The organism is Bradyrhizobium sp. HKCCYLRH1030 (genome assembly GCF_051168395.1).
In the GTDB taxonomy this organism is placed as follows: Bacteria; Pseudomonadota; Alphaproteobacteria; order Rhizobiales; family Xanthobacteraceae; genus Bradyrhizobium.
This window is the reverse complement of the sequence record NZ_JBNPUY010000001.1, coordinates 967,058-980,695: the sequence shown is the minus strand read 5'-3', so window position 1 is coordinate 980,695 and position 13,638 is coordinate 967,058. Positions and strand designations below refer to the sequence as shown.

The window sequence follows — 13,638 nt, the reverse complement described above, 5'->3', positions numbered from 1 at the left end:
ACCGTCTATCGTTTGTCATTGCGAGCGAAGCGACTTGTCCGCCATCGCCCGAAAGGCGGCGGCGGAAGCAATCCGGGGCCGCGCGTGCCGCTCTGGATTGCTTCGTCGCTGCGTTCCTCGCAATGACGGTGATACAGGAGAGCTTCCGCGATGCGGAAGCTCTTTGTCATTGACTGGTCCGATTGCCCATCATGATCATCTCCACCGAACGCCTGACCTTGCGCGAGTGGCGCGACGACGATCGCGCGCCGTTCGCGGCGATGTCCGCCGATCCGGCCGTGATGCAATTCCTCCGCGCGCTGCCAACGCGGCAGGACTCGGACCGGTGGATCGATTTCCAGATCGCCCATCAGGCCGCGCACGGCTTCGGCTTCTGGGTGGTCGAAGATCGCGCCACCGGCACTTTCCTCGGCGCCACCGGCCTGTTCCGCGTCGCCTTCGATGCGCCGTTCACGCCGGCGGTCGAGATCGGCTGGCGGCTGTCGCGCGCGGCCTGGGGGCGGGGGATTGCGACCGAGGCGGCGAGGGCGTCGCTCACGTTCGGCTTCGATGAGCTCGGCCTCCACGAGATCATCGCCTATGCCGCGCCGGCCAATCAGGCGTCACAGAACGTCATGCGCAAGCTCGGCATGATCAGGAACGAGGCGTCGGATTTCGATCATCCGCGAGTCGAGGCGGACAGCCCGTTGCGCCGGCAGGTGATGTACCGGCTTCCGCGCGAGGTGTGGGCCAATGCCTCGTGCTGATCTCTCCTCCCAGTCATTCCGGGGCATTCGCGCGCAAGATGGCGAAGCCATTTTGAAGCAGCGCGAATGAGCCCGGAATCCATAACCACAGGACGAGGTGTGTCGAAGGCAGGCGCCACGAGCATCTCGCGCCCCACGGCCGGTTGTGGCTATGGATTCCGGGCTCGCGCTGCGCGCGCCCCGGAATGACGGAGGGAGGGAAGCCACGCGTGCATCAGCTCCGCCACACCTTTTCCTCGCTGAACCCCAGCTCGGCGAAATCCTTCGCCCGCAAGCTTGAATCATCCGCAGGGAAAAACTCGTCGAGCTGCGGCGGCTTCACTGACGTGCTCGACAGCATGGCATGCGCCTGGCCGCGGTGATGGATGTCGTGCTGGAACAGGTGCAGCAGCAGCCGGTCGCAGCGCTCGTTCTGTACCCGGCTCTCGCGGTTGATGCGGACGGTGTCGTCGAGCCGCGCCGGCGTCAGCGCCTCGCAGAATGCAATCAGCCGGCGGTCCATCGCGCCCTGCGCCTTCGCAAGATCTGCGAGGCGCGGGAACGGCACCTCGTTCTGCCACGCCATCGGGCCGAGCCAGCCGCCTTCCAGCGCGTCGATGTAGAATAGGTCGATGATGTAGATGTGGTTCAGCGTCCGCTGCAGGCTCGGGAAAAAGCCCGTGCGCTCGGCAGCGAAATCCTCGGCGCTGAGCTGGCCGCAGGCGGTCAGCAGCCGGTGATTGGCCCAGGCATTGTTGTAGGCGAACGCGCGGAAGGTCTGGACGAGATCGGCGGGCATTGATCAGGGCACCCCGTGATGGCTCGCCGCAGATCATACGGAACTCCGTGCTCCCTTCACCATCCATTTCCGCGGGCCGGAGCGCATCATCCCCATGCGCTTTTGCGGAACTCTGCCGGGATCGGCCAAGCGGCGAATTTCGCCAGGGCCTTCAAGCTGATTTGGCCTGTCCAGTCCCCTGGTCAAAAATATTCATGTTTCGCTTTTCCAGAAAATATGCTTCACTCTCCCCATCCTGCTTCGCCACGAGGGGCGCTTCGCGATCGTCACGAACGTTGAGGCAGGGAGGCGGTGGCCGCGACGTGTCGCAGCGTAGCTTGTCTGCGCGGACGAACGGCATGGCGCGGACGTGAAGTCGCGTGGTCCCGGCATCCCGACGCTGATGCCAAGTTCGCGGGGCATGATGATCCCCAAGGACGACGGTGGCCAAAAGCCGGCGCACCGAGGAGAGCGCGAAATAAGCGTGAAAACCATCGCGCAGGGAAGGCCGGGTCGGTCCGGCTGAACCTGTGGTTCTCTCCCCGTGCTTTCTTTCGCACGGGGGCCACGGGTGCCAGTCGGCACCCGGCCTTCCCTGCGCCCTCTGTTTCGAAGGGGGCGGCTTCGATCAGCACAGCTCGGACAGATCCTGTCGCGAGGCCATCGATGCTTGGGTGCTTGCGAAAAGCAGACCTTGTCTCACTCCGGCATCATCTCGCCGGAGCCGCCGAACTCCGCCGGGAAATCCTTCAGCTTCGGCAGGCCATCCCTGATGGGCAGCACCGTCTCCGCGTAGTTGACGTGCACACCGGGCGTGAACTTCAGCGTCGGAATCGTCGCGGCATAGACGTCGATCATGCCGAGCGGCGGGTGGTCGGTCATCAGATGCCCGCCACACTTGGTGCAGTATTTGCGGTGGCTCATGTCGGTCTTGTGATAGCTGCCGATCGCGTCAGCCCCCTTGGTCACCCGCACGTTCGCAGGCTTCCACAGGGTGAAGGCGTTGACCGGACCGGCCGACCAGGAGCGGCACGACGAACAGTGGCAATAGCCCATCGCCTCCGGCTCGCCATCGGCCTCGATCTCGACCGCGCCGCAGAAGCATTTGCCCTGATAGAGCGTCATGAGTGTTCTCCCTCGTGTTTGTTTTGGATGTTGGACCGGCATGCTGACACACCTGAACGCTGAAATGGAATCCTAGAATGCAGCTCGCGGCGGGGAACATCTGGTGCAGCGCGGCGGTCGTCGTCCGTGATCCGCGACACGGAATGTTGCGGCGGGGGATCTGACGCATGGCCCCATACCCGCGCGGCGGCTTGCTAGGGAACATCAGGTGCCGTTAGCTCTGGCGACAACAAGGATCGAGGGAGCCGACGCCACGATGGGACCGCTTGCGGGCATCAAGGTCATCGACATGACCACCGTGCTGATGGGGCCGTATGCCGCCCAGACGCTCGGCGACTACGGCGCCGATGTCATCAAGGTGGAATCGCCGGAAGGAGACGTCACCCGCAAGATCGGCCCGTGGCATCATCCGGGCATGGGGCCGGTCTATCTCAATACCAACCGCAGCAAGCGCGTGATCTGCCTCGACCTCAAGAAGCCCAGGGGACGCGAGGCCGCGCTGCGGCTCATCAAGGACGCCGACGTCCTGCTCTACAACATCCGGCCGCAGGCGATGGCGCGGCTGAACCTCGGCTATGACGTGGTCTCCGCGCTCAATCCGCGGCTGGTCTATGCCGGTGTGTTCGGCTTCGGCCAGGATGGTCCCTATGCGGCCAAACCGGCCTATGACGACCTGATCCAGGGCGGGGCGGCGCTGTCGCATCTGATGGCGGTCGCCGGTGACGGCACGCCGCGTTATGTGCCCAATGCGCTGGTCGACCGCATCGTCGGCCTGACGGCGGTCGGTGCCATCTGCGCCAGCCTCGTGCACCGTGACCGCACCGGGCGCGGCCAGCGCCTGGACGTGCCGATGTTCGAGACCATGGCGGCCTTCATCATGGGCGACCATATGGGCGGGCTGACCTACGAGCCGCCGCTCGACAAGGGCGGCTATGCGCGGCATTTGTCGCCCGACCGCAGGCCCTACAAGACCGCCGACGGCCATATCTGCGTGATCGTCTACAACGACAAGCAATGGGACGCGTTCTTCACCGCGTCCGGCCGCACCGACCTGCGCGCGGATGACAGGTTCAACAGCTTTGCCCGGCGTGCCGCCAACATCGATTTCGTCTATGCCGAGCTCGCGCGCATCTTCCAGACGCGCACCACGGCCGAATGGACCGATCTGCTGGATGCCGCCGATGTGCCGGTCATGCCGATGCACGACCTCGAAAGCCTGCTGAACGATCCGCACCTCGTGGCGACCGATTTCTTTCCCGTGGTCGAACATCCGACCGAAGGTCCGATCCGCAGCACCCGCGTGTCCGCGACCTGGTCCGAGACCAAGGCCGAGCCGCTGCGTCTGGCGGCACGGCCGAACGAGCATGGCGCGGTTATCCTGCACGAGCTTGGTTTCTCGGACGAGGAGATCGCCGCGATGATCCGCGACGGCGTGACGACGCCGGCGCCTGCCAGGGAGTGAGACGATGGATTTCGCGCTCTCCGCCAACCAGGAATCGATCCGCGATGCGGTGGCCAAAATCTGTGCTCGCTTCGACGATGCCTACTGGCTGAAGAAGGACAAGGAGGGCGGTTTTCCCGCCGACTTCCACAGGGCCTTGGCCGAGGCTGGCTGGCTCGGCATCTGCATCCCGGAGGCGTATGGCGGCTCCGGGCTCGGCATTCTCGATGCTGCGATCATGATGCGCACCATCGCCGAATCCGGCGCCGGCATGTCCGGTGCCTCGGCGATCCACATGAACGTGTTCGGGCTCAATCCGGTCGTCGTGTTCGGGACCAAAGAGCAGTGTGCGCGGATGCTGCCGGGCATCGTCGATGGCAGCGAGAAGGCCTGCTTCGCCGTGACCGAGCCGAACACCGGCCTCAACACCACCCAGCTCAAGACGCGTGCCGTGCGCAAGGGCGACCGCTACATCGTCAACGGCCAGAAGGTGTGGATCTCGACCGCGCAGGTCGCCGAGAAGATTCTGCTGCTGGCGCGCACGACGCCGCTGGAGGAGGTGAAGCGCCCGACCCATGGGCTCAGCCTGTTCTACACCGATTTCGACCGCAGCCGGATCAAGGTGCACGAGATCGAGAAGATGGGCCGCAAGCCGGTCGACTCCAATGAGCTGTTCTTCGAGGATGTCGAGATTCCGGTCGAGGATCGCCTGGGCGAGGAGGGGCGCGGCTTCGACTACATCCTGCACGGCATGAATCCGGAGCGTATCCTGATTGCCGCCGAAGCCGTCGGGCTCGGTCATCTCGCACTGTCGCGCGCGTCGGCCTATGCGAAGGTGCGCAACGTGTTCAATCGCCCAATCGGCCAGAACCAGGGCATCCAGCATCCCCTGGCGAAGAACTGGATGGAGCTGGAGGCCGCGTGGCTGATGGTGCTGCAGGCCGGCTGGCAGTACGACCAGGGCCGGCCTTGCGGCCCGGCGGCGAACGCCGCGAAATATCTCGCCGCCGAAGCCGGCTTCCACGCCTGCGAGCAGGCGGTGATGACCCATGGCGGCTTCGGCTATGCGCGCGAGTATCACGTCGAGCGCTATTTGCGGGAATCCCTGATCCCCCGCATCGCCCCGATCAGCCCGCAACTGATCCTCAGCTTCATCGCTGAGAAGGTCCTCGGTTTGCCGAAGTCGTATTGAGATGGGTTCTGACTGAGATGATGAACGCAATCGTGATGGACGCACAATGCCTGCATTCCCGCCCCCCTTGTGGGGGAGGGGCAGGGAGGGGGGTACCCCACGAAGGCTCGTCGTGCGGCCATCCCCACCCCCGACCCCGCCCCACAAGGGGGAGGGGAGCGCAGCGGCGCTCGTGGTGGGGACCATGACCTACATCACCGGCACCGGGCTTACCTCGTTCGGCAGGCATGACGGCCGCTCGTCGCTCGACCTGATGAGCATGGCGGCGCAGCTTGCGCTGGATGATGCCGGGCTGACGCGGCGCGACATCGACGGCATCCTGTGCGGCTATTCCACGGTGTCGCCGCACATCATGCTCGCAACCGTGTTCGCCGAGCACTTCGGCATCACACCCTCTTACGCCCATGCGGTGCAGGTCGGCGGCGCCACCGGGCTCGCGATGGTGATGCTCGCGCATCACCTGGTCGAAGCCGGCGTCGTCAGGCACATGCTCGTGGTCGCCGGAGAGAACCGGCTGACCGGGCAGAGCCGCGATGCGTCGATCCAGGCGCTGGCCCAGGTCGGCCATCCCGATTATGAGCTGCCGCTCGGGCCGACCATCCCTGCCTATTACGGCCTCGTCGCCTCGCGCTACATGCACGAATACGGCGTCACCGAGCATGACCTCGCCGAGTTCGCCGTGCTGATGCGGGCGCATGCGCTCGATCATCCCGGCGCGCAATTCCATGAGCCGATCACCATCGCGGACGTCATGGCATCGAAGCCGGTGGCGCGGCCGCTCAAGCTGCTCGACTGCTGTCCGGTGTCCGACGGCGGCGCCGCCATCGTCGTCAGCCGCGAGCCGACCGGAGCGATTGCGGTGCACGTGCGCGGCTGTGCCCAGGCGCATACGCATCAGCACGTCACGGCGGCGCCGGCCTTGAGCGAGCTTGGTGCCGAAATCGCGATCGCGAAGGCGAAGGCCGCAGCGGGTGTAGACATCAAAGACGTCGACTACGCCGCCGTCTATGACAGTTTCACCATCACGCTCTGCATGCTGCTCGAGGATCTCGGCCTCGCCGGCCGCGGCGAGGCGGCGGCGCGGGTCAGGGCCGGTCATTTCAGCCGCGACGGCGCCGTGCCGCTCAACACCCATGGCGGGCTGCTCAGCTACGGTCATTGCGGCGTCGGCGGCGCCATGGCGCATCTGAGCGAAGCGCATCTGCAGATGACGGGGCGCGCCGGACCTCGCCAAGTCCGCGAAGCAGCGCTGGCGCTGCTGCACGGCGATGGCGGCGTGCTGTCGTCGCATGTCAGCATGTTCTGGGAGCGTGTGCGATGAGCGAATCGTCCGACTGGACCAGGGGGGTTGCAGCGATTCGCTTTCAGCGCTGTGCGTGCTGTGCCCACCTGCAGTATTTCCGCCGCGGCTTCTGCGCGGCCTGCGGCTCGCTTGCGCTCACCGATCACGCGGCGACGGGCGAAGGTACCATCTATGCGGCATCATTGGTCTGTCGTGCCGCGACGCCGGAGACGCGCGCGCATGTGCCCTACAACATCGTGCTGGTGGATATGCGCGAGGGCTTTCGCATCATGGCCCATGGCGACCACGAACTTGCGATCGGCGATCTCGTCATGGCCCGCTTCGTCACCTTCGCAGGCGGCATCGTGCCGTACTTCGGGAAAGTCAAATGAAGATGGGGAACAGAACGACGTCTGAAAAGGTCGACCGCGGGCGGCCGAGGCGGGACGATACGCATGAAAAATTCGTCCCGACCCGGATCGCCGCGCGATTGACACAATACTGTTACGCTACGCCTACTAACTCAAACGCAACTCAACTCGGTCGTTCGCGTGAGCAATCAAGCTCACATTCCTACCTACGGGCGATGAAGAAACTGCGACGCAGAACCTCCAGACAGCCCTTCATCGCCCGTAGAACAGGACGCTGGCGATGACGATCATGGACGTCACCGCCAGCATATGCGCGAGTGCCTCCGACGTTGCCCTCTTAGTGGCTTCCTTCATGCCGTTTCCTCCCTGGACACTGGACACGACTCTCCGTGGCGCAAATACACACGCTACGTCGGCTGGAATTTTACTCGGAACACCCCACTTCGACGTTCGCTTCGCGAGTCCCCACTCGGCGTTCATCGACGGTTCAGAACATCGTCGGGTAATGCGGCGTGAATTGGGCTCGCTTATGGTTGTCCTGCGACCGAGTCCCGGTAACGTTTAGGCGAGCCCGTACAAATACGAGTGATGCGAATTATCGACCAGAAGCCGTTAGTTACTGTGAATTACAACCTTGAGTATTTGTTTGCTTCGACCGCGTGCGACGCTTCGATGACTGACTTCGACGCACTGAAATCAGTCTGCCGCGAGCAGGTTGAGCCGCGCATTGGCGACCGTCAGACGCTCGGCCAGCAGTTGCGCCAGATTGCGCATGATGCGCTCGCCGGCTTTCGGATGGCGCACGCGGAAACGCTCGAAATCCACCAGCGAGATCTCGAAAGCGGTGGCGGAGAAATCCGCGACGACGTCGGCGGAGCGCACGGGCTCCAGCAGCGCCATCTCGCCGAAGCATTGCCCCGCCGTCAGCGTCGCCAGCCGGATGCCGTCGGGCAGGGTGACGTGGACGACGCCGGAGCGCAGGAAGAAAAGCGAGGCCGCAGCATCGCCGGCCGCCAGGATGCGTTCGCCCTGTTGATAGTGCCGGATGGTCGCGAGCGCCGCGAGCTCGTGGCGCTCGTCCGCGGAGAGCCCGGCGAGCAGCGGCTGCTCGGCGAGCTCGGTGGTTTCGAGGAAGTCGATCGCCCCGCCATAGCGATAGACGATCTGGTCCTCGGCCCATTCGATCGCGGCGTCGAGCAGGTAGAAGTCGCGGACGTTCCTGATGTCGCCGGTGCGGGCCGCGATCTCCTGCCATTCCGGCGAGCTGCGGCGGATGCCCGACAGCACGACGGTCACGTCGAAGTCGGCGAGCTCGTGAAACAGCTCGGAAAGCAGGCGCACGCCTGCTTGTGTCATCGCGGTGACGCGATGGAGGTCGACGATGACGAATTGCGGTCGCGTGCTCGCCGCAAGCTGGCGCGAGACGTAGTCGACGTTGGAGAGCGACAGCGTGCCGACCAGCTCGAGCACGCGCACCGCGTCCGGATGTGCGGCGAGGATGTTGCGCTCCTGCGCGCGGCGGCTGCGTCGCGACGGGCTGGCGCCGATGTCGTAGTCGGCGATGATCGTGGTGCGCGCATCGTCGGAACGGTTGAGCATGTGCAGGCCGTAATGCGCCGACAGCGCCTCGCAGACCTTGATGCCGCGCACGCTGTTGCCGTGACCGTCGAGCCTGGGCGAATAGCTGCCGAGCCCGAGCCGCGCGGGCAGGCTCGCCAGGATGCCGCCGCCGACGCCGCTCTTGGCGGGAATGCCGACGCGGTAGATCCATTCGCCGGCGAAGTCATACATGCCCGACGAGGTCATCACCGACAGCGTGCGCGACACCGCATAGGGCGTCACCACCTGCTCTCCGGTGACGGGATTGACGCCACGATTGGCGAGCGTGGCCGCCATGATCGCGCAGTCGCGCGCGGTGACGAGCACGGCGCATTGCTGGAAGTAGACCGCGAGCACGTCGTCGACAGGCTCCCTGATGACCTCCGACGTCCGCAGCAGATAGGCGATCGCGCGGTTGCGATCGCCGGTGGCGGCTTCCGACGCGAACACCGCGTCGTCGACATCGAGCTTGCGGCCGGCGAAGCGGCCGAGCGCGTCGCGAATGGTCTCGAAGGCGTCATTCTGACGTGCCTTGCGGATCAGGCCGCTGCACGCGATCGCGCCGGCATTGACCATCGGATTGAACGGGTGGTTCTCCGCATTGAGCCGGATCGAATTGAAGGGATCGCCGGACGGCTCGACGCCGATCACGCGCTCGACCTCGTCGGAGCCGAGCGTATCGAGCGCGAGCGCGAACACGAACGGCTTCGACATCGATTGGATCGTGAACGGCACGCGGCTGTCGCCGACCTCGTAGACGTGGCCGTCCAATGTGGCGAGGCCGATGCCGAAATGCGCCGGGTCGGCCTTGCCGAGCTCGGGGATGTAGTTCGCAACGGTGCCGTCATGATCGGGCCAGAAGTCGGCATGGCAGGCCGACAGGAAGCGCTGCAGCGGCGGCATCGCGGCCGTCGCCCAATGCTGCGGATGTCGGATCGGCCTCGGGTGGGTGGTCATGGCAAGCTCGGCGGGAACAAGGTCTCGCGCCGGTTATGTCGCAGCCGCGACGGCGCAGCCAGCCCACACTTGTCGCAACGCTGGTCAAATGTTGCCGCTGCTCACCGATTGAGCGGGTTTGCGGGCGCGATGACCGTCCCGTGTTGCCATGCGCGAGAGGCGATGCCCATCGAAAGCCGCCGCTGCGGTACCGCGCGTTGGAACCGGCGACGATCGTCCCTCCCGCATCCTGCAGCCGATTGCCTGAGGATGCCGAGTCTTGTGCCAACACGCTGAAGAATGGCGGGTTTTGGAGACGGTCTGCTGTTGTGACGGCAAAACGGCTGGGCTAGCTTGTTCAACAAGCGGAATATCATTCCGCATGACGGAATTGGTGGGAAACGCATGGGACGACGGTCTGAGCGATTGAGCAGGGGCAGCATGCTGCCCGGAGATCTCGCCGGCGAGGGCGAGGTCATTCAGGTGGTGTCGCGGGCGTTCGACGTGCTTCGCTGTTTCGAGGGGCACGAGGCGCGGCTCGGCAATCTCGAAATCTCCAACCGCTGCGGCCTGCCGCGGTCGACGGTGTCGCGGCTGACGCACACGCTGACGCGCATGGGCCAGCTGGTCTACCTGCCGCGCGATCAGAAATACCGCATCGGCCCGAGTGCCGTGGCGATGAGCACGTCGATGACCAGAGGCTTGCAGCTGCGAAATCTGATCCGGCAGCGGCTGCAGGACGTCGCGGAGCAGTTGCCCGGCACCGTCGGCTTCGTGATTCCCGATCGCTTCCACCTCGTCTATCTGGAGTTCGGCCGCGCCGCGAATGCGCTCGGACTGCATGAGACCACCGGCAGCCGCATCTCGATGGCCTCGACCGCGGCCGGTCATGCCTATGTCGCCGCGCTCGAGCCGGAGGTCGGCGACGCCTTGCTGGCCGAGATGGAGCGCGAGATGCCTGACGCGGCCAAGCTGCTGCGGCCACGCCTCGAGCACAACAGACAGTTTCTCAAGGAGCATGGCTACGTCGTGGCCTGCGGCCTGTGGAGTCCGCACATCAATGGCGTCGCGCTGCCGCTGTGGTCGCCGCAATACCAGACCTATGTCGTGCTCACGATCGGGCTGTTGTCGGCGATGTACGACGAGCAGCGGCTGCATGACGAGGTCGCCCAGCCGATGCGCGAGCTCGGCCGCAGCATCGCCGCGCTGCTGCAGGGCGCGGAAGCCGACGTCTTCAACAACCGGATGGACAGAAAACCGCTCCAGGTGAACGCGAAGACTAACCACAAGAACAAGACCATCACCGGGGCAGGGGGAACGAATGAGTTGGCAGCCGGAGCTCGAGGAACTGGCCCGGCGCGAGGCCTTCGCGCGGGAGATGGGCGGGCCTGACAAGGTCAAGCGTCAGCACGACCAGGGCCGTCTCACCGTTCGCGAGCGCATCGACGGCGTCGTCGATCCCGGCAGCTTTCACGAGATCGGCGCGGTCGCCGGCCTCGGCGAGTATGACGAGCAGGGCGAGCTCAAGCACGTCACGCCCGCCAATTGCGTGTTCGGGCGCGCCCGCGTCGACGGCCGCACCGTGGTCGTGGTCGGCGACGATTTCACCGTGCGTGGCGGCTCGGCCGATGCCTCAATCGCCGCCAAGCCGTTGATGGCGGAGGAGATGGCGCACGACTTCCGTCTGCCCATCATCCGTATCATCGAGGGCTCCGGCGGCGGCGGTTCGGTCAAGACGATCGAGACCAAAGGCGCGGCCAATCTGCCCGGCGGCATCGGCGGCAATCGCTGGTACCGCTACACGACCGAGAACATGTCGCTGGTCCCGGTGGTCGCGCTCGGCCTCGGCTCGGTCGCGGGGCTTGGCGCAGCGCGGCTCGCGGCGAGCCACTACTCGGTGATGACCAAGCAGTCGGCGATGTTCGTCGCCGGGCCGCCGGTCGTGAAGCGCCTGGGCCAGGACCTCGGCAAGATGGAGCTCGGTGGCGCCGACATCCAGACCAAGGCCGGCGGCGTCGATCATGCTGTGGACACCGAGGCGGAGGCGTTCGCCTGCGCGCGGCGCTTCCTGTCCTATCTGCCGTCGTCGGTCTACGAGCTGCCGCCGACCTTGCCTTGCACCGACGATCCGCAGCGCGTCGACGAGCAGCTCATCAGCGCGGTGCCGCGGGATCGCCGGCGCGTCTACAAGATGCGGCCGATCATCGAGTCCGTCGTCGACAACGGCTCGTTCTTCGAGGTGGCGCAGAACTATGGCCGTCCGATCATCATCGGCCTCGCGCGGCTCGAGGGCCGCGCGGTGATGGTTCTGGCGAGCGATCCCTATCACTTCGGAGGCTCATGGACGGCGGACGCCTGCCAGAAGGTGATCCGCTGGGTCGACTTCGCCGAGACCTTCCATCTGCCGATCGTCTACCTGATGGATTGCCCCGGCTTCATGGTCGGCCTCGAGGCGGAGAAGGCCGCGACCATCCGCCACGGCGTGCGCGCAATGGCGGCGGTCAATCAGTCGACGGTGCCGTGGTGCACGGTGATCGTGCGCAATAATTTCGGCGTCGCTGGCGTCGTTCATCAGCCGGCCGATCGATTCTCCATCCGCTATGCCTGGCCGTCGGCCCATTGGGGCTCGCTGCCGCTCGAGGGCGGCATCGAGGCGGCGTATCGCGCCGAGATCGACGCCGCGCCGGATCCGAAGGCCAAGCTCAAGGAGATCGAGGAGCGGCTGACCAAGTTGCGCTCGCCGTTCCGCTCGGCCGAGAAGTTCTGGGTCGAGGAGATCATCGATCCCCGCAAGACGCGCGCGCTGCTGTGCGAGTTCGCCCGCCTCGCCGAGCCGCTGCGCACGCCCGGGCCGCCCACGGCGATGACGACGCGGCCGTGAGCTTACGCCGCGGCGGGCTTCGCCTGCCGCGCGATCGCCAGCGCCAGAAGCGCCGCGACGATGCAGAGCGCGCCGGCGGTGAAGAACGCCGGCAGGTAGCTCTGGAGCAGCGTGCGCGACAGGCCGGCGCCGAACGCGGCGGTGCCGGCGCCGAGCTGATGTCCGGCGAACACCCAGCCGAACACCAGGTTGGCCCGCTCGGCCCCAAACCGCTGCGCCGTCAGCCGCACCGTCGGGGGCACGGTGGCGATCCAGTCGAGACCGTAGAACATCGCGAACAGCGACAGGCCATAGAACGAGAAGTCGGTGAACGGAAGGAACAGCAGCGAGAGACCACGCAGGCCGTAGTACCAGAACAACAGCCAGCGATTGTCGTACCGGTCCGACAGCCAGCCCGAGACGATCGTGCCGACGAAATCGAACATGCCCATCGCGGCGAGCAGGCTCGCCGCCTGCACCTGAGGAATTCCGAAGTCGAGGCACATCGGGATGAGATGCACCTGGACAAGGCCGTTGGTCGAGGCGCCGCAAATGAAGAACGTCGCAAACAGCATCCAGAACACTGGCGCCCGCGAGGCGTCGCGGAGGGTGCCGAGGGCGGCGGCGAGGATCGGCGTGGTGACGGGCGAGGGGGCGGCGATCGGGTCGGTGTCGTTGTCGCCATAGGGTCGGAGGCCGAGATCACTCGGGCGATCGCGCATCAGCAGCAGCACGGCGGTGGCGGAAACGCCGAGCATGATGCAGATCAGCCCGAGCGCGACGCGCCAGCCGAGCCGCTCGGTGAGGCTGGCGAGCAGCGGCAGGAACACCAGCTGTCCGGTGGCGACGCTGGCCGTGAGAATGCCGACGACGAGGCCGCGCCGCGCGACGAACCAGCGCGTGGCGATGGTCGCGCCGAGCACCAGCGCGGTCATGCCGGTGCCGATGCCGATCACGACGCCCCACAGCAGCACGAGGTGCCACACCTGTGTCATCGCGAGCGACGCCAGCAGCGCCGACACCACGATCAACTGGGCCAGCAGCGTGATGTTGCGCAGGCCGTAGCGGTTGAGCAGGGCGGCGGCGAACGGCGCCATCAGCCCGAACAGCACGAAGCGGATGGAGAGCGCCGAGGAGATCTCCGCGGTGCTCCAGCCGAATTCCTGCTGGAGGGGCACGATGAACACGCCGGGTGCGCCCACCGTGCCGGCGGACACCAGGGCCGTGAAGAACGTCACGGCGACCATCACCCAGCCGTAATGGATGTTGCGCCGTCCAAGGATCGCTGCAAGTTGGTTCGAGATCATGAGGCTCTCAGTACAATGGGGT

General features: G+C 65.8%; 11 protein-coding genes. 7 read left to right on the top strand and 4 right to left on the bottom strand.

Features of this window, described 5'->3' with window-relative positions:
* The first annotated feature begins 191 nt into the window (after window positions 1-191).
* Window positions 192-746 carry a GNAT family N-acetyltransferase gene (locus ACQR1E_RS04470; protein ID WP_316173940.1) on the top strand — a complete coding sequence of 185 codons (555 nt, stop codon included), beginning with the start codon at window positions 192-194 and terminating at the stop codon, window positions 744-746.
* Window positions 747-960: 214 nt separating this feature from the next.
* On the opposite strand, the gene ACQR1E_RS04465 is transcribed toward ACQR1E_RS04470, so the two are convergent.
* Complete coding sequence (locus ACQR1E_RS04465; protein WP_315827391.1) at window positions 961-1,524, bottom strand: DinB family protein; 564 nt, start codon at window positions 1,522-1,524, stop codon at window positions 961-963.
* Window positions 1,525-2,202: 678 nt separating this feature from the next.
* Window positions 2,203-2,628 carry a GFA family protein gene (locus ACQR1E_RS04460; RefSeq protein WP_315749742.1) on the bottom strand — a complete coding sequence of 142 codons (426 nt, stop codon included), beginning with the start codon at window positions 2,626-2,628 and terminating at the stop codon, window positions 2,203-2,205.
* A 256-nt stretch (window positions 2,629-2,884) separates the two neighbouring features.
* On the opposite strand from ACQR1E_RS04460, the gene ACQR1E_RS04455 reads away from it, so the two are divergent.
* From ACQR1E_RS04455 to ACQR1E_RS04440, 4 genes are all read left to right on the top strand, one after another.
* Complete coding sequence (locus ACQR1E_RS04455; protein ID WP_434843372.1) at window positions 2,885-4,090, top strand: CaiB/BaiF CoA transferase family protein; 1,206 nt, start codon at window positions 2,885-2,887, stop codon at window positions 4,088-4,090.
* A 4-nt stretch (window positions 4,091-4,094) separates the two neighbouring features.
* On the top strand, window positions 4,095-5,261 hold the full coding sequence (locus tag ACQR1E_RS04450) for an acyl-CoA dehydrogenase family protein (RefSeq protein WP_315749745.1): 1,167 nt from the start codon (window positions 4,095-4,097) through the stop codon (window positions 5,259-5,261).
* A 184-nt stretch (window positions 5,262-5,445) separates the two neighbouring features.
* A complete protein-coding gene (locus ACQR1E_RS04445) occupies window positions 5,446-6,582 on the top strand; it encodes a thiolase family protein (protein ID WP_315749747.1) in 1,137 nt (378 codons plus the stop codon).
* Complete coding sequence (locus tag ACQR1E_RS04440; protein WP_316164608.1) at window positions 6,579-6,935, top strand: Zn-ribbon domain-containing OB-fold protein; 357 nt, start codon at window positions 6,579-6,581, stop codon at window positions 6,933-6,935. Before ACQR1E_RS04445 ends, ACQR1E_RS04440 begins: the two co-directional genes overlap by 4 nt.
* A gap of 675 nt (window positions 6,936-7,610) precedes the next feature.
* Here the strand turns inward: ACQR1E_RS04440 and glsA are convergent.
* Window positions 7,611-9,470 (bottom strand): glutaminase A, encoded by a 1,860-nt coding sequence (gene glsA / locus ACQR1E_RS04435; RefSeq protein WP_316164609.1) that lies wholly within the window; start codon window positions 9,468-9,470, stop codon window positions 7,611-7,613.
* 384 nt (window positions 9,471-9,854) lie between these two features.
* Between glsA and ACQR1E_RS04430 the strand changes: the two genes are divergently transcribed.
* Both ACQR1E_RS04430 and ACQR1E_RS04425 read left to right on the top strand, forming a co-directional pair.
* Window positions 9,855-10,841, top strand: a complete 987-nt coding sequence (locus ACQR1E_RS04430) for an IclR family transcriptional regulator (protein WP_316164610.1) — start codon at window positions 9,855-9,857, stop codon at window positions 10,839-10,841.
* Window positions 10,771-12,330: an acyl-CoA carboxylase subunit beta gene (locus tag ACQR1E_RS04425; protein ID WP_315749753.1), complete on the top strand. Its 1,560-nt coding sequence runs from the start codon at window positions 10,771-10,773 to the stop codon at window positions 12,328-12,330. The genes ACQR1E_RS04430 and ACQR1E_RS04425 overlap by 71 nt, the downstream gene beginning before the upstream one ends.
* A gap of 2 nt (window positions 12,331-12,332) precedes the next feature.
* On the opposite strand, the gene ACQR1E_RS04420 is transcribed toward ACQR1E_RS04425, so the two are convergent.
* Window positions 12,333-13,616 (bottom strand): MFS transporter, encoded by a 1,284-nt coding sequence (locus ACQR1E_RS04420; protein WP_434896727.1) that lies wholly within the window; start codon window positions 13,614-13,616, stop codon window positions 12,333-12,335.
* Between the last annotated feature and the right edge of the window lie 22 nt (window positions 13,617-13,638).

Coding starts and splice junctions, on each gene's coding strand:
- ACQR1E_RS04470 (WP_316173940.1), top strand. CDS start 192: ATGATCATCTCCACCGAACGCCTGACCTTGCGCGAGTGGCGCGACGAC.
- ACQR1E_RS04465 (WP_315827391.1), bottom strand. CDS start 1,524: ATGCCCGCCGATCTCGTCCAGACCTTCCGCGCGTTCGCCTACAACAAT.
- ACQR1E_RS04460 (WP_315749742.1), bottom strand. CDS start 2,628: ATGACGCTCTATCAGGGCAAATGCTTCTGCGGCGCGGTCGAGATCGAG.
- ACQR1E_RS04455 (WP_434843372.1), top strand. CDS start 2,885: ATGGGACCGCTTGCGGGCATCAAGGTCATCGACATGACCACCGTGCTG.
- ACQR1E_RS04450 (WP_315749745.1), top strand. CDS start 4,095: ATGGATTTCGCGCTCTCCGCCAACCAGGAATCGATCCGCGATGCGGTG.
- ACQR1E_RS04445 (WP_315749747.1), top strand. CDS start 5,446: ATGACCTACATCACCGGCACCGGGCTTACCTCGTTCGGCAGGCATGAC.
- ACQR1E_RS04440 (WP_316164608.1), top strand. CDS start 6,579: ATGAGCGAATCGTCCGACTGGACCAGGGGGGTTGCAGCGATTCGCTTT.
- glsA (WP_316164609.1), bottom strand. CDS start 9,470: ATGACCACCCACCCGAGGCCGATCCGACATCCGCAGCATTGGGCGACG.
- ACQR1E_RS04430 (WP_316164610.1), top strand. CDS start 9,855: ATGGGACGACGGTCTGAGCGATTGAGCAGGGGCAGCATGCTGCCCGGA.
- ACQR1E_RS04425 (WP_315749753.1), top strand. CDS start 10,771: ATGAGTTGGCAGCCGGAGCTCGAGGAACTGGCCCGGCGCGAGGCCTTC.
- ACQR1E_RS04420 (WP_434896727.1), bottom strand. CDS start 13,616: ATGATCTCGAACCAACTTGCAGCGATCCTTGGACGGCGCAACATCCAT.